At 38.4% G+C, this 21,427-nt stretch carries 21 protein-coding genes; 12 read left to right on the top strand and 9 right to left on the bottom strand.

The annotated features are described in order from the left end of the window. Positions 1-5: 5 nt before the first annotated feature. Entirely contained in the window at positions 6-374 is a 369-nt protein-coding gene (locus tag B0B05_RS06800; protein ID WP_076782910.1) for a YraN family protein, read from the top strand. Between the two features lie 67 nt (positions 375-441). Here B0B05_RS06800 and B0B05_RS06795 read toward each other — a convergent pair whose 3' ends face one another. Then, the gene (locus tag B0B05_RS06795; RefSeq protein WP_076782909.1) at positions 442-942 is read right to left on the bottom strand and encodes a superoxide dismutase family protein; all 501 of its coding nucleotides are present in this window, start codon (positions 940-942) and stop codon (positions 442-444) included. A gap of 165 nt (positions 943-1,107) precedes the next feature. Between B0B05_RS06795 and B0B05_RS06790 the strand changes: the two genes are divergently transcribed. The 3 genes from B0B05_RS06790 (at position 1,108) to B0B05_RS06780 (ending at position 5,066) form a co-directional block, all read left to right on the top strand. Then, positions 1,108-3,339, top strand: a complete 2,232-nt coding sequence (locus B0B05_RS06790) for a TonB-dependent receptor (protein ID WP_084173900.1) — start codon at positions 1,108-1,110, stop codon at positions 3,337-3,339. 172 nt (positions 3,340-3,511) lie between these two features. Then, the gene (locus B0B05_RS06785) at positions 3,512-4,456 is read left to right on the top strand and encodes an aminodeoxychorismate synthase component I (protein WP_084173901.1); all 945 of its coding nucleotides are present in this window, start codon (positions 3,512-3,514) and stop codon (positions 4,454-4,456) included. Next, positions 4,440-5,066, top strand: a complete 627-nt coding sequence (locus B0B05_RS06780) for an aminotransferase class IV (protein WP_076782907.1) — start codon at positions 4,440-4,442, stop codon at positions 5,064-5,066. Before B0B05_RS06785 ends, B0B05_RS06780 begins: the two co-directional genes overlap by 17 nt. Positions 5,067-5,147: 81 nt before the next feature. Here the strand turns inward: B0B05_RS06780 and menD are convergent, their stop codons facing one another. The 3 genes from menD to B0B05_RS06765 form a co-directional block, all read right to left on the bottom strand. Beyond that, complete coding sequence (gene menD, locus B0B05_RS06775; RefSeq protein WP_076782906.1) at positions 5,148-6,812, bottom strand: 2-succinyl-5-enolpyruvyl-6-hydroxy-3-cyclohexene-1-carboxylic-acid synthase; 1,665 nt, start codon at positions 6,810-6,812, stop codon at positions 5,148-5,150. Positions 6,813-7,046: 234 nt separating this feature from the next. Beyond that, a complete protein-coding gene (locus B0B05_RS06770; protein ID WP_076782905.1) occupies positions 7,047-8,087 on the bottom strand; it encodes a PA0069 family radical SAM protein in 1,041 nt (346 codons plus the stop codon). 281 nt (positions 8,088-8,368) lie between these two features. Then, complete coding sequence (locus tag B0B05_RS06765; protein WP_076782904.1) at positions 8,369-8,563, bottom strand: hypothetical protein; 195 nt, start codon at positions 8,561-8,563, stop codon at positions 8,369-8,371. 160 nt (positions 8,564-8,723) lie between these two features. On the opposite strand from B0B05_RS06765, the gene B0B05_RS06760 reads away from it, so the two are divergent. The 4 genes from B0B05_RS06760 to B0B05_RS06745 all read left to right on the top strand — a co-directional run bounded on the left by B0B05_RS06760 (position 8,724) and on the right by B0B05_RS06745 (position 11,464). Continuing rightward, entirely contained in the window at positions 8,724-10,043 is a 1,320-nt protein-coding gene (locus B0B05_RS06760) for a 2TM domain-containing protein (RefSeq protein ID WP_076782903.1), read from the top strand. Between the two features lie 17 nt (positions 10,044-10,060). Then, positions 10,061-10,360, top strand: a complete 300-nt coding sequence (locus B0B05_RS06755; RefSeq protein WP_143745963.1) for a 2TM domain-containing protein — start codon at positions 10,061-10,063, stop codon at positions 10,358-10,360. Next, positions 10,347-10,646 carry a 2TM domain-containing protein gene (locus B0B05_RS06750; RefSeq protein ID WP_076782901.1) on the top strand — a complete coding sequence of 100 codons (300 nt, stop codon included), beginning with the start codon at positions 10,347-10,349 and terminating at the stop codon, positions 10,644-10,646. Before B0B05_RS06755 ends, B0B05_RS06750 begins: the two co-directional genes overlap by 14 nt. Positions 10,647-10,717: 71 nt before the next feature. Next, positions 10,718-11,464, top strand: coding sequence for a LytR/AlgR family response regulator transcription factor (locus B0B05_RS06745; protein WP_084173899.1), 747 nt, complete (start codon positions 10,718-10,720; stop codon positions 11,462-11,464). Between the two features lie 44 nt (positions 11,465-11,508). On the opposite strand, the gene B0B05_RS06740 is transcribed toward B0B05_RS06745, so the two are convergent. Together B0B05_RS06740 and mnmA are read right to left on the bottom strand one after the other, a co-directional pair. Beyond that, on the bottom strand, positions 11,509-11,817 hold the full coding sequence (locus tag B0B05_RS06740) for a hypothetical protein (RefSeq protein ID WP_076782900.1): 309 nt from the start codon (positions 11,815-11,817) through the stop codon (positions 11,509-11,511). Positions 11,818-12,210: 393 nt separating this feature from the next. Beyond that, on the bottom strand, positions 12,211-13,398 hold the full coding sequence (mnmA, locus tag B0B05_RS06735; protein WP_076782899.1) for a tRNA 2-thiouridine(34) synthase MnmA: 1,188 nt from the start codon (positions 13,396-13,398) through the stop codon (positions 12,211-12,213). Positions 13,399-13,508: 110 nt separating this feature from the next. On the opposite strand from mnmA, the gene B0B05_RS06730 reads away from it, so the two are divergent. Further along, the gene (locus B0B05_RS06730) at positions 13,509-14,036 is read left to right on the top strand and encodes a hypothetical protein (RefSeq protein ID WP_245799233.1); all 528 of its coding nucleotides are present in this window, start codon (positions 13,509-13,511) and stop codon (positions 14,034-14,036) included. A 213-nt stretch (positions 14,037-14,249) separates the two neighbouring features. Here the strand turns inward: B0B05_RS06730 and B0B05_RS06725 are convergent, their stop codons facing one another. Then, entirely contained in the window at positions 14,250-16,775 is a 2,526-nt protein-coding gene (locus B0B05_RS06725) for an ATP-dependent Clp protease ATP-binding subunit (protein WP_076782897.1), read from the bottom strand. A 252-nt stretch (positions 16,776-17,027) separates the two neighbouring features. On the opposite strand from B0B05_RS06725, the gene B0B05_RS06720 reads away from it, so the two are divergent. After that, on the top strand, positions 17,028-17,993 hold the full coding sequence (locus B0B05_RS06720) for an EamA family transporter (RefSeq protein WP_076782958.1): 966 nt from the start codon (positions 17,028-17,030) through the stop codon (positions 17,991-17,993). Positions 17,994-18,083: 90 nt separating this feature from the next. Beyond that, complete coding sequence (locus tag B0B05_RS06715) at positions 18,084-19,022, top strand: glycosyltransferase family 2 protein (protein WP_076782896.1); 939 nt, start codon at positions 18,084-18,086, stop codon at positions 19,020-19,022. On the opposite strand, the gene B0B05_RS06710 is transcribed toward B0B05_RS06715, so the two are convergent. Continuing rightward, the gene (locus tag B0B05_RS06710) at positions 19,019-20,116 is read right to left on the bottom strand and encodes a glycosyltransferase (RefSeq protein WP_076782895.1); all 1,098 of its coding nucleotides are present in this window, start codon (positions 20,114-20,116) and stop codon (positions 19,019-19,021) included. The genes B0B05_RS06715 and B0B05_RS06710 overlap by 4 nt on opposite strands. Before the next feature lies 1 nt (position 20,117). Here B0B05_RS06710 and B0B05_RS06705 point away from each other — a divergent pair, with 1 nt between their 5' ends. Then, the gene (locus B0B05_RS06705; RefSeq protein ID WP_076782894.1) at positions 20,118-21,014 is read left to right on the top strand and encodes a glycosyltransferase; all 897 of its coding nucleotides are present in this window, start codon (positions 20,118-20,120) and stop codon (positions 21,012-21,014) included. On the opposite strand, the gene B0B05_RS06700 is transcribed toward B0B05_RS06705, so the two are convergent. Then, positions 21,002-21,385, bottom strand: a complete 384-nt coding sequence (locus B0B05_RS06700) for a sugar 3,4-ketoisomerase (protein ID WP_076782893.1) — start codon at positions 21,383-21,385, stop codon at positions 21,002-21,004. The two genes, B0B05_RS06705 and B0B05_RS06700, sit on opposite strands and share 13 nt — an antisense overlap. Positions 21,386-21,427 lie beyond the last annotated feature (42 nt).

Here is a 21,427-nt window from a genome sequence, read left to right as displayed (position 1 = left end):
ATAAAATGGCTGAACATAACGACTTTGGAAAAATTGCAGAAGATTTGGCAGTTGATTTTTTAGTAAGAAATCAATATAAGATTTTGGCTCGTAATTTCCGTTATCTGAAGGCCGAAGTTGATATTATCGCAGAGTTTGACAATCAAATTATCATTGTAGAAGTCAAGGCCAGAAATACAGATACTTTTCTGGAGCCTCAGGAAGCAGTTAACAAGAAGAAAATCAGACTGTTAATCTCTGCTGCCAGTTATTATTTAGAAGAAAATAATATTGAGAAAGAAGTACGTTTTGATATAATATCAGTACTTCCTAATAAACAAAAAACTTTGGAAATCCATCATATCACTGATGCTTTCCAAAGTTTTGAAATATAACCTCTTAAGGAGAATAGATTATAAACCTGCTGATAATATTGTCTGTCTATTATCAGAATCGTCTAATTTACTTTATCTCAACACATCCCACTCTGCCGCCGGCATTACCAGTAGGTTGTGTATGGAAATCATCTACGCCGGAGTGGATAACAACCGCTTTTCCGATGATATTTTTTGAAGGGTCATCACATCCCAGGCACCATTTATCCGTAGAAAATACAAGTCTTGCTTCCCCTTTTTTATCTGCCTGCAGATTACCTATATCACCCATGTGGAAGTGGGCAGAATCCCATTTGCCGTGCATATCTTTTTCAGGATTCCAGTGCCCGCCTGCAGAAGATGCATCAGTAGCACTACAGTCTCCAAATTCGTGGATATGTACCGCATGGAGGCCAGGCGTCAGGTTAAAAACACTGAGATCCATCTCAACAGTTCCTTTTTTTTGAGTGAATTTTGCTGTCCCTTGAGTCTCTGTATGGGATTTTGGTCGTATGATATAGTTTTTAGAAACAGTTTTGCATGAGGCCAAAGAAAGGCCTGCTAATGCAATAAGTATTAAATTTTTCATGAGTTGTTTATTTGTTACATGCGATGTAGCAAATTTAGAGCCAATATCTTCTTAATTGTTTTACGTGGAACATCTACTGTTCGGTCACAGATTATTACCATTCAGTCAACAATTATTTTATAGCTTATTTGTCCGGAATATATTTGTTTTCAAATTTAAAAAACGATGAATACTGGAAGCAAACTTTACACTTTATTACTGCTCATTATTAGTTTAAATGCCTTTACTCAAACTATCATTTCAGGGAAAGTAACCTATAAAAATAAACCGGTTAAGGATATCAGTGTAACTCTCAAAGATACCTATGATGGTGCAACTACAGATGCCAACGGTATTTATTCTTTCCCGTCATCGGAAACGGGCGATCAGATTTTGGTTTTTTCTGGGAAAAATTATGATGAGGTCAGCATGCCTGTTAAGATCGATGGTACAAACATAACAATTAATACCACCATGAAGGAACAGATTTGCGAAATCAATGCGGTGGTAATCTCTGCCGGAAGCATAGAAGCCAGCGATAAAAAACGTGCGACCACATTACTGACACCTATAGATATCTATACCACTGCCGGAGCCAACGCACAGATCACGTCTACATTAGGTTTCTTGCCGGGCGTGCAGAAAGTGGGAGAGAGCGAAGGCCTTTTTGTGAGAGGCGGTACCGGCGCCGAAACCAAAATCTTTATGGATGGTAATATGGTCAATAATTACTTTACCAACTCGGTTCCGGGGATTGCAGGCAGAGACCGTTTTAATACTTCGCTTTTTAAAGGCAATATTTTTTCCACGGGCGGTTATTCTGCGCTCTATGGGCAGGCGCTGTCTTCAGTTTTGATTTTGGAAAGTGTGGATTTGCCAGAGACAACATCGTTTGATTTCGGTGTTTCTCCGATTTTTCTAAGTGCCAATTATCAAAAACTCAATCAGGAAAAGACGGCATCCTGGGGCTTTTCCGGAGCATATTCTAATTTGGGGCTGATGGGGAAATTGTTCAGTTTCAACACAGATTTTGATAAATTCCCGCAGGGTTACGGATTTGACGGAAACTTCCGGATTAAAACAAAAAAAGGCGGTTTCATCAAATATTATGGGAGTATAGATGAAAATAAAATGCGGGTTAACTCAGAAAGTCTTGATACAGAAGATGCTATTAATCAGGTTGATCTTACTGGCCGAAATATGTATCATAACCTGTCATACAGAGAAAAATTGGGGAAATACCTGATCAATTTGGGCGGATCTTACACCTACAATGTTAATAATCTGGATATCAGAACAATTATTGATAATAATGAGATTTCAAAAATGCCAATAAACACCAGATCTAATTATATCAATGCCAAAGCGGTTGCAGAAAGGAAGCTGAACAAACGAAGCATCGTGCGGGCCGGTTTTGAATTAAATAACGCAGACGAAAATAGGCAATTTGGTCATTTTGATAGGGATTATAAAAATCTAAACACAGCTGTTTTCGCAGAGACTGATCTTATTTTTACAAATAACCTTACTGCAAAACTGGGTGCTAGGGCAGAGCACTCCTCATTCCTGGAACGGTGGAATATGGCACCGAGGGCAGCATTGGCATATAGGATTTCCAACGGTTTTACAGCGTCTTTTGCGTACGGGATCTTTTATCAGAACCCGGAAAGCCAATATCTTTACAGTAAAAATTTCGATTTTCAGAGAGCTGATCATTATGTGTTCCAGATTCAGAAAAATAAGAACGGACGGCAACTACGGTTTGAAGCATTCTATAAAAATTACGACAGGTTGATAAAAACCAAAACATTACCCGGCGCTTCAGCTTCTGCCAACAACCAGTATTATCAGGTGGCGGACTCTAATGCTGGTGCTGGTTATGCAAAAGGATTAGAACTGTTCTGGCGGGATACAAGAACCATTAGATCAATCGATTACTGGCTGACTTATTCATATTTGGATACCAGAAGAGATTTCTTAAACTATCCTTTTAGTCTAACACCTAATTTTGCCTCAAAACATACTCTGAATGCTGTGATGAAAAAATTCGTTATGGATTGGAAAACAGGGTTCAATCTCTCATACACTTATTCTAAAGGTCGCCCATATTATGATATAGCAACAGCTAATGATGGCAATTTTGTTCGTCATGAGGGGAAACTCAGAGATTACAATGCTCTCAATTTCAGTGTCAATTATCTGCCGGGTATCGGCAAAAAAGACTCAAAAGCATCTACGGTTTTTGTATTGAGTGTCAATAATATCCTCGGAAACAAAAACATATATGGCTACAATTATTCGGCAGACGGCCACTTGAGAAGCGCGCTAGTACCACCGGTAAATACATTTGTTTTTGTAGGTGTTTTTGTCAGTTTCGGAGTTGATAAAACCAATGATGCCATTAATAATAATCTTTAACAGATAAAAGTAAATGCATAATTAAATGGACTCTACCTGGAAACAGTTTTCCTCGGCGACTGGCGATGATTAATCGCTTTACAATTTTGTTTATTAAATCTTGTTAATATCGATAACCAATCGCTCTTTTATCTATTTTTGCTGTATGTCTCAGCATCCAGGATTTCAACAAATGGACAAACTCTCTGGTCAAAAAGAAGCTTTCTTTTTTCTGATCAGTTTTTTGATGGATGAGGTCCGAATTTACAGTCGGAGCGATATTGAAAATCAAAAGATATTGATCGACTTTCCTCGGATCAAAAATGTTGATTATCAGCCAGCTCCAATCCCGGATTTTAGTTGGCAAAGCATTCCTCAGGACATCCATACTTATCAGAAAGGATTTGATTTTGTTAAAGACAATCTGATGAAAGGTAATTCCTACCTTGCTAATTACACGATGGAATCCGAACTGCAGACAAGCCTTGATCTCGGGCAAATTTTCAGGTTTTCAAAAGCTAAATATAAGGTGATGGTTCCGGATGAATTTGTATTTTTCTCCCCGGAGACTTTTGTGGAAATTAATGATAATCATATCTTTACCCATCCTATGAAGGGCACCATTGATGCTAGTAAGGATGATGCAGAGAATGTCCTGAAAAGTAATCCTAAAGAACTTGCAGAGCATTACACGGTGGTTGATCTTTTGCGAAATGACCTTAGTATGGTGGCAGATGATGTAAAAGTGAAGGATTTCCATCGTATTGATTACATCCGCTCTCAGCAGAAAAACCTGCTGGCAATGAGTTCTGAGATAGAAGGAGAGATCAAACCAGAATTCAGGCCAAAAATTGGAACGGTTCTTAAGAAATTATTACCGGCTGGCTCTATTTTAGGAGCTCCGAAGGCCAAAACATTAGAAATAATCCGGCAGGCAGAGAACTATCAAAGAGGTTTTTACACAGGGATTGCAGGCTATTTTGACGGCCAAAATCTGGATTCCTGCGTTATGATACGCTTTATAGAAAAAAGGGGGCACAAACTCTATTTCAAAAGCGGCGGGGGCATTACCCACAAGAGTGATCTAATAAGCGAGTATGAGGAATTGAAAAACAAAATCTATGTCCCGATTTATTGAAAGTATCAAAGTAGAAGATCAGAAGCTTTTTTTGGCTGAGATGCATCAGAAGCGCATGAATGACACATTTTCCTATTTTGGGAAAGCGTGCACTATTGATATCAGGAGCCTATACCTGTCTTTGGAACATGATGAGGATGGGCTTTTTAAATTCCGGATAGAGTATGATCTGGATAATAACTGTAAAACTCAGATTTTTCCTTATGCTTTTATGGAGTTTGAAAGTTTTGAGCTCGTTGTTAACAATGATTTGGATTATCAGTTTAAATATGCGGATCGTACTGTGTTTCAAAATCTTAAATCAAAAAGCTTGGCTGATGAGATTATCATTATTAGAGAAAACCAAGTCACTGATACATCATTTTCCAACCTGCTTTTTCTAAAAGACAAAAAGTGGTATACACCCAAGAATTACCTTCTAAATGGTGTGATGCGCCAGCATCTTCTAGCTAAAAAGAAAATAAAAGAAGCTGACATCAGCCTTGATAATATCAAGGAATTTAGCCATTTTCAGCTCATCAATGCCCTCAATGATTTTGATGACATGTTTATCTATCCCATTGAGAAAATCATTAATCTGCCAAAGGAAGAAACGGATTTGGAGTTTTGATTAATTGAATGGCTCTTTCTAATGACATTACAATATAAAACGTTTAGAATTGCTAAGTAGAGTCCTAAACGTTTTAAAGTGCTATTTCAATGCTTCAAAATACTGTTTCAGGACATCTGCATTATTACATTCGCCAGTCATAACCTCAAGGATTTTGGGTTTTGAGTCTGGCTTGTAAAAATTAGGCAAAACACGATCCAGAGAAAGTTCATCTTCTACACGGATATAATCAAAGCCAAAATTTTTGGCCAACAGCTCAGCGTTTTTATGGTGTTCCGTTGCAATAAACTCATCCAGCGCATTAGTACCACTTGGTCCCGGGATAATACGGAAAATATTGCCTTCGCCATTGTTAAAAATCACTATTCTGGTATAAGGCGGGATGTATTTGTTCCACAGGCCATTGATATCATAGAAAAAAGAGAGATCACCGGTAATCAGGATGGTGGGGTCATCCTCCATCATCGCAAATCCCATGGCCGTAGAAGTACAGCCATCAATCCCACTGGTCCCGCGGTTGCAGAAAATATCAAATTTTTGATAATCAAACAATTGCGCATATCGGATTGCCGAACTGTTGGAAAAATGGATTTTATATTTTTCGGGGATGTTTTCTGACAGGATCTTGAAAACATAAAAATCCGAAAATGGAGCCCTGTTTAGGAATTCCTCATGTTTTGCATCCTTTTTATCCTTAAGAATATCCCAAAGGTTGAAGTAAGGCCGCGGCTCTAGGTTGATAGAATTCAGTAACTGGGCGAAGAAAACTTCTGGCTTGGTCTCGATCTTTTGGCTAAGGGCATAATAGGTATCCGGCTGCCAGTAAGGATCAACATGCCAATGCTGCTTTGGTTTGGCTTTTCTCAGGAATTGCTTCACTCTTTTGGACACCACATTTTGGCCAATGGTTATCAGTAAATCGGGAGCGTAAGTATGGTAATCTTCCTCAGAGAAATCGGTGATATAACGGTCTATATGAGCAAAAAATTTCTCGTGCTGCAGGTTAGAATTCATTTCGGTCAACACCACTACCGTATGATTTTTCACCAATTGGGAAAGCTGGGTTTCCAGCTCAGGATTGGGCAACAGCGTGCCTGCAAGAATCATAATCCTTTTGGATGTATGCCAATCAGCAATCAGGCTGGAAGGCAGCTCATAATTATCCTTTTTGATGGTTTTTTCCACAGCGGGCATCACCGGCAATTCTTCTACCAGATTGTATAAAGGTTCTGCTAAAGGAATATTGATGTGTACAGGGCCACTTTTCTCAAAGCAAAGTTCAACCGCTTTTTTGATAGTGTCAAAGTTGTAATCATCCGCGCCGTCTTTATCATCTTCCAGCAATTCAAAATCACCATAGGAATGCTGCTGGAAAATATTTTTTTGACGGATCGTCTGACCGTCAAAAATATCAACATAGTCCGATGGCCTGTCTGCGGTAAGGACCAAAAGAGGGATGTTCTGGTAAAAAGCCTCAACAATTGCTGGATAATAATTGGCCGCAGCAGAACCGCTTGTACAGGTAATGGCGACAGGTTTTCTGATGGATTTGGAAATCCCTAATCCTACAAATGCAGCAGACCTCTCATCTACGATACTGTAACACTGGAACGCATCAATCTCCGAAAAATGAATGGCCAAAGGCGCATTCCTGGAGCCCGGGGAAATAATGATTTTATCGATGCCATATTGTTCAAGGATATGGGCGAGAATCTGTATGCTGCGTTTTGCGGAAAATTGCTTCATTGGGGAAAACTAAATAAATTTTACAACCACATAAAAAAAGATTAGAGTTTTCTAACAGAAAATGATAAGCTCAAATACTATTTGTACTTCAAAAAACTTTCTAAAATCTTCTGTGTCTTCGTGGTTTTTAATACGCAAAGCTAATCAAAACATTTCAAAAGAATACAACGGTTTTATCACTGATTATGCTGATTAGCAAATAATATTTGTTAGATTGAAGAGAAAAATTTGACTTTAAAATAACCGTAATTGTTGCGTTCTGCTTCCGGTAAAATGTTCTGTTGTAAGTTGAGCCCTTTCTTTGCCGGCAAAGAATTTTTTCTTCCCAATCTCAAAGGTTTTATGAATCATTTCTGCAATATTGCCTTCGCCCTGATATCGCTGGAAAAAACGTTTCTCTCCCAGATTCCCGCCTCGCATAGAGCGGATGAGATTCAGGACTTTGTCTTTTCTGTCGGGGAAATGCGCCTCAAGCCACTGTACAAAAACAGGCTCAACCGTGTCATTTAGCCTTACCAAAGTGTAGCCGCAGCTTCTGGCGCCAGCTTCGGAGACAGACTTCATAATACCGAGGCTTTCATCGCTTGTCAAAGCGGGGATCACAGGGGCAATCATCACATTTACCGGGATATGGTGGGAAGATAAAACTTCGATCGCCTTCAATTTGTTTTTTGCTGTCGAAGTTCTTGGTTCCATTACGCGTCTCAAATCTTCATTCAGGGTCGGAATACTCATCGATACCGAAATCAGGTTTTTTTCTGCCATTTTTTCAAGAATATCCAAATCTCTCAGAATCAAAGCGTTTTTTGTAATAATGGAAACCGGATGCCGGTAATCCAGACAAATCTGAAGCAGTTTCCGCGTAATCTCAAATTGACGTTCTATTGGCTGATAACAGTCTGTATTGCCGGATAGCATGATGGGCTTGGGCACATACGATTTTTTTTGAAAGGTTTTTTCCAGGAGTTCCGGCGCGTTTTTTTTGACCATCAGTTTTCTTTCAAAATCGACGCCTGCGCTGTAACCCCAAAATTCGTGGGTTGGCCGCGCAAAACAGTAGGAACAGCCGTGTTCGCAGCCCTGATAGGGATTCATAGAGTAATCCATCATAAGATCCGGGCTTTTAACGATGTTGATAATTGTTTTCGGAAAAACTTCTGTCACCTGAGTCTTGATTTTATCCAATTCGTAATCTTCCGGTTCGAAGGTATATCTATCGAATCGGTTGGTCACATTACGCTGGGCGCCTTGCCCTTTTGGTATTAAATCTGACATAAGTTGATAAAAATTATCACAAAAACATAAAAGGAAAAGTTGTTAATTGGTCCCTGTAGGTCGCAAATTTTTGCGTCTTAAAGAAGTTAATAAAGAAAAAAAATTTCCACCTTTGACTTCATCGAATCTTTGATTTGCGATAAAATTGACTGGAATTACTGTTCCAAAAGTATCATTTGGAAAATAAAATCTGTCTTAAAATTTTCGAAAGTTTTCCACAAAAAAATTCCGGCTTTTTGAGAACCGGAACCTTAAAATATATTGATATTGAATGTTAAACTCTATAAAAATGCGTCTAATTCTACACCATCTCCGGGAGCCGCGTAAGTTTTGGAAGAATTACCGAAAAGAAGATGATGATCCGAGTATTCGCTGTTGTAAGATTTATTTTTAAAATATTTCCTTGTAGCGATAACACTCAGAACAGCAACGGTCCCGAATAATCCTGCGAACAGTATTTCAAAATTTCTCTTCATAAAAATTAGTTATTACAGGCTCTCAAAAGCAAATAGTGTTCCTTTTTTTCTTAAGGGCATCTTAATATTTCTACCATTCAGTCGGATTTTTTTACCGTTCGGTCAGTAATAATTGCTTAACTTCTTCTATTAGAATAATTTTGAACCAAGAAATTAAGAAATGGAAAGAAAATCACTCATCACATTACTTTGGATAACGCTGGGATCCAGTTTATTTTTCTTTTTATTTTTTTCTGATCAAAAGAATTTTGAAGGTTTTGTCTATAATTTTTTGATTTCGGCCATGTACTCTTTTGGAATGGGAATAAGCAACGGCGTTCTTAACGATTATCTTAATAAGCGTTTTTCCTGGGTTGACCAAACAAAACGGCGTACGATTCTTGGTATCGTTTTGACGGTTATCCTGAATGTTATTTTGGTTTACCTGTTCAATTATATCAATTTTGTATTGATACAGGGCGCGGCGGACAGTACGCAATTCTTTTCCGGAAGATACAATTTTGCGAATTGGTTTATGATCAATTTTGCGCTGATGATCTCGGCTTTTCTCCATGCAAAAGGCTTTATGGAAGAGCTGAAAAAGAATACCAAAAAAGAAGTGGTGGAGCAAAAACTGATTGCCAAATCTGCCAACGCCCAGTTCGAATCGCTCAAGAATCAGTTGGATCCACATTTTCTTTTTAATTCCCTGAATGTCTTAACCGCTTTGATTGACGAAAATCCCGAGCAGGCACAGAAATTCACGACCTCGATGTCAAAAATTTACCGTTATGTTCTCGAGCAGAAAGATAAAGAAATGGTGCATGTGGAAGATGAGGTAGAATTTGCTGAAATTTACTGCAATCTGCTGAAAACCAGGTTCGAAGACAGTGTTAATTTCATTTTCGATATCAATACAGATGATTTGCAAAGATTTGTAGTCCCGCTTTCTTTACAGTTATTACTGGAAAACTGCATCAAACATAACTTCGCAACGTCAAATAAACCGCTTAATATCAGAATCTTTACCGAAGGCAAATTTCTTTGTATCGAAAACAACCTTCAGCACAGAGAGCAACTCAAAGAGAGCGCCGGTATTGGTTTGGCCAACATCGTCCAGCGTTATGCCCTTCTTACCAAAGAAAATGTTTTTATAGAAAAATCAGAAGCATCTTTCAAAGTAAAAATCCCAATATTAATAGAAAAATATACTCAAACAATGACAACTTACACCCCACAGCCAACAGAAAATATCGCTTACGAAAGAGCGGTAAAAAGAGTAAAAGAACTGAAAGGTTTCTACGGAAACCTGATCTCCTACTGCATCGTTATTCCATTTTTAATCATTATCAATCTGATTACTTCTCCCAAGGAGCTTTGGTTTTACTGGCCAATGTTAGGCTGGGGAATTGGATTGGCAGCCCATGCGATGAACACTTTTGCCATCGGTAAAAATTGGGAAGAGAAAAAGATCAGGGAGATCATGAACAATCAAAAATAATTTTTAAAGCGATCACAATGGAAAATATTAATACAGAAAACCAACGTTACGAATTGGCCGTGGAAAGGGTCAAAAGAATCAAAAAATTCTATACAGGCATCCTTGTATTTGCAATTGTATTTGCAATCGTTTATGGGATCAAGTTCTTCAGGCAAGGTTTTCCGGAGAATCTGGGTCAGATGCACATTTCCTGGGTTTTTATCATCTGGGGATTGATTCTCGCCATTAGAGGGATTAAATTGTTTTTTTTCAATACTGATTGGGAGAATGATATGATTAATAAAGAAATCAAAAAGCAAAACCATGGAAACTTATAACGAAAATGATATCCGTTACTTGGAGGCGGTAAGGAAAGTAAAGCAGCTAAAAGGTTTTTATACCCATTTAACCATCTATATTTTAGTCAATCTATTTCTTATTTTTGCCAATTGGAGCGAGATTCGTGCAGAGCACAGCTTCTGGAGCTGGGAAATCTGGGCAACACCATTTTTCTGGGGAATTGGATTGGCAGCGCATGCTGCAGGCGTTTTCTGCCCAGGTTATTTTTTAGGAAAAGATTGGGAAGACAGGAAAATAAAAGAACTGACAGAAAAGTATAAATGACTTTAAAAACATAGTCCAATAATTTTTCTATTGTGCCTATGGGGCTTAATTAAAAAATGTTTTAAAAAAAAATGATAAGAACGATCATCATCGAAGACGAAAAACCGGCAGTCAGAAGGTTGCAAAAATTATTGAGCTTGTTTTCTGATTTAGAAGTTGTTACAAGCCTTAATTCTGTGGAAGAAGCAGTAGACTGGTTTAAGGAAAATGAACATCCACAACTGATTTTTTCAGATATTGTTTTGGGTGATGGTTTATCGTTTGATATTTTTGATCAAGTTTCTACCAAGGCTTTTATCATCTACACAACCGCTTTTGATCAGTACACACTAAAAGCCTTCAAACTAAACAGTATTGATTATCTTTTGAAACCCATTGAAGAAGAAGATCTGGCAAAAGCGATTGAAAAATTCAAATCTTTCCTGCCGGAAGAAGGAAGTGTTAATTCGCAGGAAATCAGACAAATAGTTAAGAAAGAAAAAGCAACGCTATCCAGGATTTTGGTGAAAATTGGCTATAATCTCAAAGTGGTTTCCATCAATGATGTCAGTTGTTTCTACAGCGAAAATAAAATTGTGTATCTGCAGACCAAAGAGCGCAATTTTCCGACAGACTTCACTTTAGACGAATTAGTAGAAGTTTTGGACGAAACAAAATTTTTCCGGGTTAACAGACAGTTTATTATCAGTTCCGATTATATCAAAAACATTCATACGTCGCCAGTTTACAAAGTAGATCTGGAATATCAGCCAGATGAAGAGATTACAGTAAGCCGGGATAGAGTGAAAGATTTTAAAGATTGGCTGGCAGGGAATTAAATAAAAAACGCCCGGTAATCCGAGCGTTTCATGAGAAATTTGATTTATCTTCTAGGGCCATTCATTGCAAAGTCTCTGTCTTTTTTCCAGTCTTTGTGTTGGCAGGCCATATAATTCTCGTATTGTTGCTTGTTCAGTATTTTTCTGATTTTTGCCTGATATTCTCTTTCGGTCAATCGTTCTCTTGAGAGGGCATCCAATCTTCTTTGCTGGTCTGGTGTCAATCTTATTCCTGCAAAATCTTTTTGAGGTTGATGCGTTTCAACTTTTACGTTCCTCATATCATTTCTTCCTTGTTGTGCACCAGCAGCGAATGCAATCAATAAACTTGCTGCTAAAACTGACTTTTTCATATGCAAAATTTTTATTTGGTTTAAAGGTCATATGCAATCTTACGATTTCATAATCTTTATTTTAACTGCTAATCTTAATTAGCGTTCTTGCTTAGTATGTTCAATACCTGTGCCTGAAAGTGCCATTAATATTAAGTTATAGAAGAATGACAGATATTTGTCGACGAAAAATTGAAATATATAGATGAACAAGGTTTTTTAATTTTTAATGAAATTATTGATCATTATTTTATAATCTGAGGCTTCGAATCTGCCTAGCTTAACTATGAATAGAAAATAATATTGGCAATGTCATCCTGAGCGGAGTCGAAGAATTTTCAGTTTAATGAATAAAAAAAACCTTTCAGAATCTCTGAAAGGTCAATTATTTTTATTTGTGATTCGACTAATTGTCTAGGCAATCACACCACTACCAATTAATTCATCATCCAGATACCACGCGGCAAATTGTCCTTCGGCAATCGCTGATTGAGGATTATCAAATTCCATATAGAATCCTTCTTCATATTGATAAATGGTCGCTTTTTCCAAAGCCTGGCGGTAACGGATTCTTGCCAGAACATTCATAGATTCGCCGTTTTTCAACCTCAGATCTTCTCTTACCCAATGCACTTCGGCATTATCTATTTTCAAAGCTTTGCGGAAGAGTCCCGGGAAGTTTCTGCCTTCACCAACAAAGATGATGTTGTTTTCCATCTCTCGGGAGATGATAAAGCAACTCTCTTTGTGGCCTCCTATTCCCAAACCTTTGCTTTGCCCAATGGTGAAAAACTGTGCACCCTGGTGTTTCCCGATGACTTTTCCGTCCTCCTTTTTATAATCGATTTTTGCAGACAGATATTCCAACTCTTCTTGTTTTGAATTGAATTTGGGCTGAGGTTTAGCATATTCAGCAAAATCATTGAATATTTCTACAATTTCGCCTTCTCTTGGAACCAATTGTTGTTGTAGAAAAGTGGGTAAACTCACTTTCCCGATGAAGCAAAGACCTTGAGAATCTTTTTTGTCAGCCGTCACCAGGCCTTGTTCTTTCGCAATTTCCCGCACTTCTGGTTTCGTTAATTCCCCGATCGGAAACAACGCTTTGGAAAGCTGATCCTGACTGAGTTGGCAAAGGAAATAGGATTGGTCTTTATTATTGTCTTTTCCTGCCAAAAGGTGGAAAATCTCTTTTCCATTGTTGTCAAAAGTCGACTCTACTCTGGCATAATGCCCGGTTGCCACTTTCTCAGCACCAAGCGACAACGCCGTTTTCATAAAGACATCAAATTTTACTTCCCTGTTGCAGAGAACATCGGGATTGGGCGTTCTCCCCTTCTGATATTCATCAAACATATAATCTACGATGCGCTCTTTGTAAAGCTCGCTCATATCAATAACCTGATAAGGGATGCCTAATTTTTGTGCGACGAGAAGCGCATCATTACTGTCTTCGATCCACGGACATTCGTCCTCCAAAGTTACCGAAGCATCGTTCCAGTTACGCATAAAAAGACCGATAACCTCGTGGCCCTGCTGTTGCAGGAGATAAGCCGTTACGCTGGAATCTACGCCTCCGGAGAGGCCAACTACTATTTTCATTATGTTTCAATTTTACGGAACTCTTCACGGGAGCCCTTAGTTTGAGAATGCAAAAATACAATTAAAACTTTCGCAAAAAAACCATAATTTTAAACATTGAAAAAATCGATATGATGAAAAAATTAGTTAGTTTCCTGTTTTTAGTGATAAGTATTTTAGGTTTTTCACAAGTTGCCGTCAACTCTGGCACACAAAACAACCGGTGGACTTTTGGTGGAGGCTTAGGCTTGGGATTTGGCAGCGACAGTTATTTTAATCTGCAGGTTTCTCCCAGGGTTGGATATAAGATTACAGATCAGCTGGAAGGTGGGATAATAGGCAATGTATCCTGGCAAACATCTAATTATTATAAATCGACAATGTTCGGGGTTGGGCCATTTGTTAATTATTATTTTGCCCGGTCGTTCTTTTTGGGAGCCAATCTTCAGCAGTATTTTATTAATTCCGAAGAAAAATATACGGGATATAAATTTGATAAAGACGAGACAGCGCTCTATCTTGGCGGCGGTTATATGCAAAGTATTGGTAACAATGCTTTTATACAATTTGGGGTCATGTATAACGTCCTGTGGAAGGAGAGGAGCAGTATTTTCAGCAGTGGTTTTGTCCCGAGTGTAGGTTTTGTGGTAGGATTGTAAAATTTATAGGTATTTGGAATTTTCTTTTTAATCTCTGATATTAAAAACCCAGTTAGTAATAAAATAATTTCTCTCACTGATTTTACAGATTAGGCAGATTCACTGCGAGAATCTGAATACAATAGAAGTCCTATTTTAAATTATCACCTGATTTCTAGAAATAAAAAAGCCACTTCAAATTACTGAAGTGGCTTTTTTATTATTGAACGGAAGTTATTTTACACTTTCCTTTATTTCTTTTTGGGTCTCGCCCTCCAGGCCGTCTTTGGCTTCATTGAGTTTCAAAACAACCTTTTGGCCTTCACTGAACTGTTTGTTTACCAACATTTCTGCTAACAAGTCCTCGATGTATTTTTGGACAGCCCTTTTAAGCGGTCTTGCACCAAAGTCTTTGTCCCAGCCTTTTTCTGCGATAAAATCTTTGGCCTCATCGGTTAATTCAACCTGATAGCCCAGTTTTTCTAATCTGCTGTAAAGTTTGCCCAATTCCAGATCGATAATTCTTCTGATGTCGTTCTGTTCCAAAGAATTGAAGATGATGATATCATCAATCCTGTTGAGGAACTCTGGTGCAAATGCTTTTTTAAGCGCACTTTCTATCGTGGCTCTTGCTCTTGCATCGGTATTGGTTTTCTTAGCATTGGTACCAAATCCTACACCATCACCAAAGTCTTTGAGGTCTCTGGTTCCGATGTTAGATGTTAGGATGATGATTGTATTTCTAAAATCGATTTTTCTTCCTAAGGAATCGGTAACGTGGCCTTCATCCAAAATCTGTAATAAGATGTTGAAGACATCAGGATGCGCTTTTTCGATCTCGTCCAGAAGTACAACAGCGTAAGGTTTTCTTCTTACCGCTTCTGTCAACTGTCCGCCTTCTTCGTACCCAACATATCCCGGAGGCGCACCAACTAATCTCGATACGGCAAATTTCTCCATATACTCGCTCATATCAATTCGGATCAATGCTTCGTCGGAATCAAATAATTCGCGGGCCATTACTTTGGCTAGTTCCGTTTTACCTACACCAGTTGTCCCAAGGAATATAAACGTCCCAATTGGTCGGTTAGGATCTTTGAGCCCGGCTCTGTTTCTTTGTATGGCTTTCACCACCTTCTTAACAGCATCTTCCTGGCCGATTACTTTTCCGTTGAGTTTGTCATCCATCTGAGCCAGTTTGTCCAACTCATTTTTACCTACTTTGGTTACAGGAACACCACTCATCATAGAAACTACTTCTGCCACATTTTCTTCGATGACTTCTTCTTTTTTCTCCTTCACATCCTTGTCCCACTGCTCCTGAGCAAGGTTAAGCTCAATCTGGAGGCGTTCTTCTTCATCTTTCAGTTTTCTGGCTTCCAGGTAATCCTGAGCTTTCACTGCTTTCTGTTTAAGATCCTTCACTTCCTCGATCCTTTTTTCGTGATCGATGATTTCTGTAGGCACTTTCATATTCTTGATATACACTCTGGATCCGGCCTCGTCCATCGCATCAATTGCTTTGTCCGGCAGGAACCGATCTGTGATATATCTTGCAGTAAGGTTCACACAGGCGTTAATGGCTTCGTCAGAATAATGAACGTTGTGGTGGTCTTCGTATTTATCCTTGATCTGATGAAGGATCTGCTTTGTTTCTTCTATCGTAGTTGGCTCAACCATTACCTTTTGGAATCTTCTTTCCAACGCGCCATCTTTCTCGATGTACTGACGGTATTCGTCGAGAGTCGTTGCTCCGATGCATTGGATCTCTCCTCTTGCAAGTGCGGGTTTGAACATATTAGAAGCATCCAGGCTTCCTGTAGAGCTTCCTGCACCAACAATGGTGTGTAATTCATCAATGAAAAGGATGACATCCCGGTTTTTTTCCAGCTCTGTCATGATTGCTTTCATCCTTTCTTCGAACTGCCCACGGTATTTGGTTCCGGCAACCAGACTCGCTAAATCCAGTGTTATGACCCGTTTGCCATAAAGAACCCGGGACACCTTTTTCTGCTGGATTCTCAAAGCAAGGCCTTCTGCAATGGCAGATTTACCAACACCAGGCTCACCAATCAGAAGCGGATTGTTTTTCTTCCTTCTTGATAAGATCTGAGAAACTCTCTCAATCTCTTTCTCACGGCCGATAACAGGATCCAGCTTACCATCCCTGGCAAGTGCAGTCAGGTCACGGCCAAAATTGTCCAGCGTAGGTGTTTTGCTTTTTTGAGAACCAAGGTTGCCAGCCGGTTTTCTCATTTGGCTGTAAGGTTCTTCTTTTTCTTCGTCATCATCATACGCGCTGTTTTGCGGCAGCTGATCTGTATTTTTGAGCATTTTCCTGTATTCCTTCTGCACCGCATCATAATCTACGTCATAAGCCTGCAGGATGTTGGAAGAAGGATCCTCCTGCTTGTATAATATGCCGAGTAAAAGGTGCACGGTATTGATATCGGCAGACTGATATTGTCGGCATTCTAATTCTGATCTTTTGACAGCCTGATCAGCCATTTTTGTAAAAGATATGCTGCCCATATTGGCAGTAAAAGGATTGGTATTAACCGCACTTAGGGTCTCAATTTTCCTTTTTATCTGGGTAAGATCTGCGTTAAGGTTTTCAAGGATTTCTTTCGCGGAATTTTCAGTCTTGATAATTCCTAATAGGAAGTGCTCTGTATTCAGAAACTCGCTCTGCAAACGCCTTGCTTCATTCTTGCTTTGCTTGAACACGCGGTTCAAACCGTCTGAAAATTTATAATCCATAATTAAAAATATTCACTAAGTTATGTTTTTTATGAACAATCCTACAATAATTAATTGTAAAATTTAAAAATTCTGGTGCAAAATGATTGCCAACCAAAAAAGACTGACTTTATGACTGACTTTTTTTTTATCTGAAAATGTTTAGGTTTGCAATCCTCAAATTTCTAGATGGCTGAGATCAGCCGGGCGTCAATAAAATATGAGGATAATATTTATAATACAGCAGGCGATTGTTGGCTGCTCATTAGAAAAATGGATAAAAATATATTAAAAGGTGTTCTGTTTGTAGGTCTGGGATCTGCGATATATGGGATGTTAGCAACTTTTGTAAAGTTGTCCTATAAAGATGGTTATACAACGTCGGAAGTTACAGTTTCCCAGTTTGTTATAGGGTTTTTGGGATTATTGATCCTGAATGTGATCCAAACTTCCACATCTCAGAAAAAACTGGAAATGCCAGACAGGAAACAGATTAAACAACTCCTGCTCGCCGGAACATCTTTGGGCTGTACAAGCCTTTTCTACTATATCTCGGTGCAGTACATTAATGTTTCTATTGCAATTGTACTCCTCATGCAGTCTGTGTGGTTGAGTGTAGTTTTAGAAAGTGTCCTTACGAGAACATTTCCTCAGTTAAGAAAAGTGATAGCTGTTTGTATAGTAATTATCGGAACATTGCTGGCCACCAACATTATCAATATGGAAATAGATCTAGACTGGCGCGGCCTGTTGTGGGGCCTGGCAGCTGCGTGTTCATTTACGATAACAATGTTTACATCTAACAGGATTGGGACCAACCTGCCGGTTCTCAGAAAAAGTATCATCATGGTTACAGGCGGGTCAGCTGTAGTTTTCCTTTTTTCGTTCTTTACTCAGATTGGCCCTTTTTCCTTTGAAAGTCTGAGAGAAATTTATCAGAATTATGCCGAATCTACAGCGCCCATAAAAGCGTTTGACTTTTCCATTTTTTGGTCCTATGGTTTTGTACTTGCGCTATTTGGAACCATACTTCCTCCCATTTTGTTTAACCTCGGTTTTCCTAAAGCAGGCTTAGGTTTGGGTAGTATTATCTCATCGCTGGAGCTGCCTGTTTCTGTAACGATGGCTCATGTCTTATTAGGCGAAGAAGTGCTTTTGATACAGTGGTTGGGTATTTTCTTAATATTAATGGCGATTGTTCTGATGAATATTACAATCAAAAATAGAAGTCTGCATTAATTTATACAATGTTCAGTAGATTTGTAATTAAGATTTTAACTAATTTTAAAAACTGTATCTCTGAATGTTCATCAATAATAACTTATAAAAATGCCCTTTTTCAGTGTCATAATTCCGTTGTATAACAAATCCGATTTCATCATCCAGACCATGGAAGATGTCCTGCAACAGTCTTTTGATAATTTCGAAATTATTATTGTGAATGATGGCTCTACGGATGACAGCCTTGAAAAAGCTCAGCAATTTACGGATGATAGGATCAGGATCTTTTGCCAGCAAAATCAGGGTGTATCAGCCGCAAGGAATAAAGGGATGAGTGTAGCCCTTGGTAATTACTTCTGCTTTCTGGATGCGGATGATGAGTGGATGCCTGATTATCTGGAAAGTCTTTACCAGACAATTGTCAATTTTCCTAATGCCGGGATGTATTGCAGCCGATACAAAACAAAAATTGGTAACGACCACTTTTCCGAATGCCGGCTGCCTGATTTACCGGAGGACTATCAGGGTTATGTAGAAGACTTTTTTAAAAGTAGCTATGTCAACCGTGTAGCTCTTACCTCCGCGGTAGCAATAGACAAAAAAGTTTTTCTTGATATTGGCGGTTTTGATGTTAATATTTCCAGTGGCCAGGACTTGGACTATTGGATTAGGATTGTAGTGAAGTACCCGGTGGCAATCTGTAAGGGTATTACTATGATTTATAATTATTTACCAGACAATCGCAGCCTTTCAAAAACAAAAATTGGGCAAAAGACACTGCCGGACTTAGACAAGTTTGATATTGAGGAGAAAAAAAATCCCAGCCTGAAAAAATTTCTTGATATTTACAGGATAGAGTATGCGCTTCATTTTCATATTAGTGGTAATAATGAACGCAAAAATTATTATTTGAAAAAAGTAGATGCCCATAACCGCAGTAAGAAAGTTGACCTGCTTTTGGCAGCGCCGCCATCCATCCTAAGGTTTTTTCTTTTTGTAAAACGCTATTTGAAAAGGTACGGAATAGACTTCAGTGTCTATCATTAATCACCTGATCTATTTTCGAAAAAAAGTTGCCATTCCTGCTCAATCACAGATCTGGAGAATTGTTTAACCGATGTCAGGCTGTTTCCTTTCAGTTTTTGATAAAGCGATTCATCATTCGCCAGTCTGTCCATAGCCATAATCAGCGCTTTTTTATTCTGATTTTCAACTAACAAGCCATTTTCTCCGTCAATGATAATTTCTCTTGGACCAGTTTCACAATCAAATGAAATGACAGGGGTACCAGCCAGCAATGATTCTGCCAAAACAGTTGGCAAGCCTTCGTATTTGCTTGTTAACACCGTAAAATAGGCATTCTTAAGGTAGTTGTAAGGATTAACCATAAAGCCTTTGAATATAACGTTGTTCTCAATCCCGAGCTGCACTGCATATTGCAGCATCTCTTCCAAACGTTCGCCAGAGCCTATAATTACAAGTTGATAACCTTTTGTGGCTAAATTACTTTCGGAATAACATTCCAGAAGAGTATCAACCTGTTTTACATTGCTTTTGTCCATTCTTGTGATGGCGAGTATAAAGTGATTTTCAGAAATTGCAGTATCATCCAATTCTACAGAGATGGGATTATAAACTGTTTTGGTTTTAAGTTTTGGAAACTGCGAATTCACCATTTTTTCAATGCCTTTGGATACGCAGAAAAACGGCCTGCTGTTGAAAATCAATTGGTTAATCAGCGGTTGTGGAAACAAGTAATGTGTTAAAAAAGAACTGTGTATGTAATTAATGACATTTTGATCTTTATAAATGAAGCGCTGCCAGAATAGTTCGGAAAAGGCATTAATCCGGTACCGCTGATCTATGATATAATCAAACTGATTTTCTATAAGTGATTTGCGGATTTTCAGATATTGTTTAAGTTTCTCAAATCCATGGTATTTATCTATATTATATTGATGCAATTCGCCGGCATATGAATAATCAATCTCAGACCGAAGAATATAGAGGTGAACATCATAGCCCATGTCGTGGAACAGGTGCGACATGTTGGATATAACACGTTCCAGGCCGCCCGATGACAATGTATAACCAACCAAAGCAATTTTAAGTTTTTTTTCTCTACTTTTGTTTTTTATCATAATGTCTGCTGAAAATTTACCTCTGGTAACGGTTATCTGCAATTGCTACAATCACGCTGCTTATATCACAGAAGCACTTTACTCTGTCGTTAATCAATCTTACACAAATATAGAACTTATAGTTATTAATAATGGCAGTTCTGACGATTCAGGCAAAACGATTGCTGATTTTATAAAGCTTCATCCTTCGGTGATTTACATAGATCTGGAAAAGGCAACAAGTCATAATAAAGCTTTTAATCAGGCTTTTGCTGTTTCTTCGGGCGATTTTCTAATCGATCTGTCAGGTGATGACAGGCTTCTTCCTGATTGCGTCAAAAATCAGGTGGGTTTTTTTATGACGCAACCACAGGACGTAGGACTTATTTTCGGCAATGCTACGGTTATTGATGAGAAAGGTAATTTTAAGTACCAGTATTTCCCTGTGGATGAGGATAAAAAAGTATTGGACAGAAATCTTTTCAAAACCACCTATAAAAGCCTTTTGGCTGGGGGGTTGTGCATGTGTTCGGTTTCAGCAATGATGAGAAGATACCAGTTTGATATTCTGAAAGGTTATGATGAGCGCCTGGTTTTTGAAGATCTGGACTACTGGTTAAGGCTCTCATACGAATATAAGATTGCTTTTTTGGATAAATTTTTAGTCGAAAAAAGGGAGCTTACCAATTCCCTAGGTAGCCAGTTTCATAAAAAAAATGATTTTGCGGAAAGGATCAATATCTCACTACGTATTGTTTTAAAGCAGGCTATCCGAAGAAATTCCCGATCCGAAAACAGATCGCTTTTAAAAAGAATACACTATAGTATGGCTCAATGCTACAGGTCCAGAAACTGGAAAGATCTGTTGGAGTTTTCTTTTTTGGAAATGTATTGCAGAGCGAAAATCTATTTTAGATAACTTATAAACTCTTCATAATCACGGATATAATCTTCCTCATCATATACTGCGGGAGAAATCACGAGGCAAACTGCACCGGATGAAAAATTTTTCAACTCACGCCATGTCATTTTAGGAACATAAAGGCCTTGGTTTGGCATATTGAGCGTATAAACTCGTTTTTGTTGACCATCATTTAAAATAACATCAAAACTTCCTGAAACTGCTATGATAAATGCTTCCTGCTCTTTATGTGCATGGCCGCCTCTTTCTGTCCCACTAGGAACATCATATAGGTAGTATACTCTTTTTATAGGAAAAGGGATCGTTTCATTTTCTATAACAGAGAGATTACCTCTAGGATCCTCTATTTTTGGTAGATTGATTATCATAATTATTTATTACAAATACGTGTTGCTTTCTCTGAGAGCTTC

The sequence above is a fragment of the Epilithonimonas bovis DSM 19482 genome (assembly GCF_900108115.1).
Classification (GTDB): Bacteria; Bacteroidota; Bacteroidia; order Flavobacteriales; family Weeksellaceae; genus Epilithonimonas; species Epilithonimonas bovis.
This window is presented reverse-complemented; position numbering and strand designations above follow the sequence as displayed.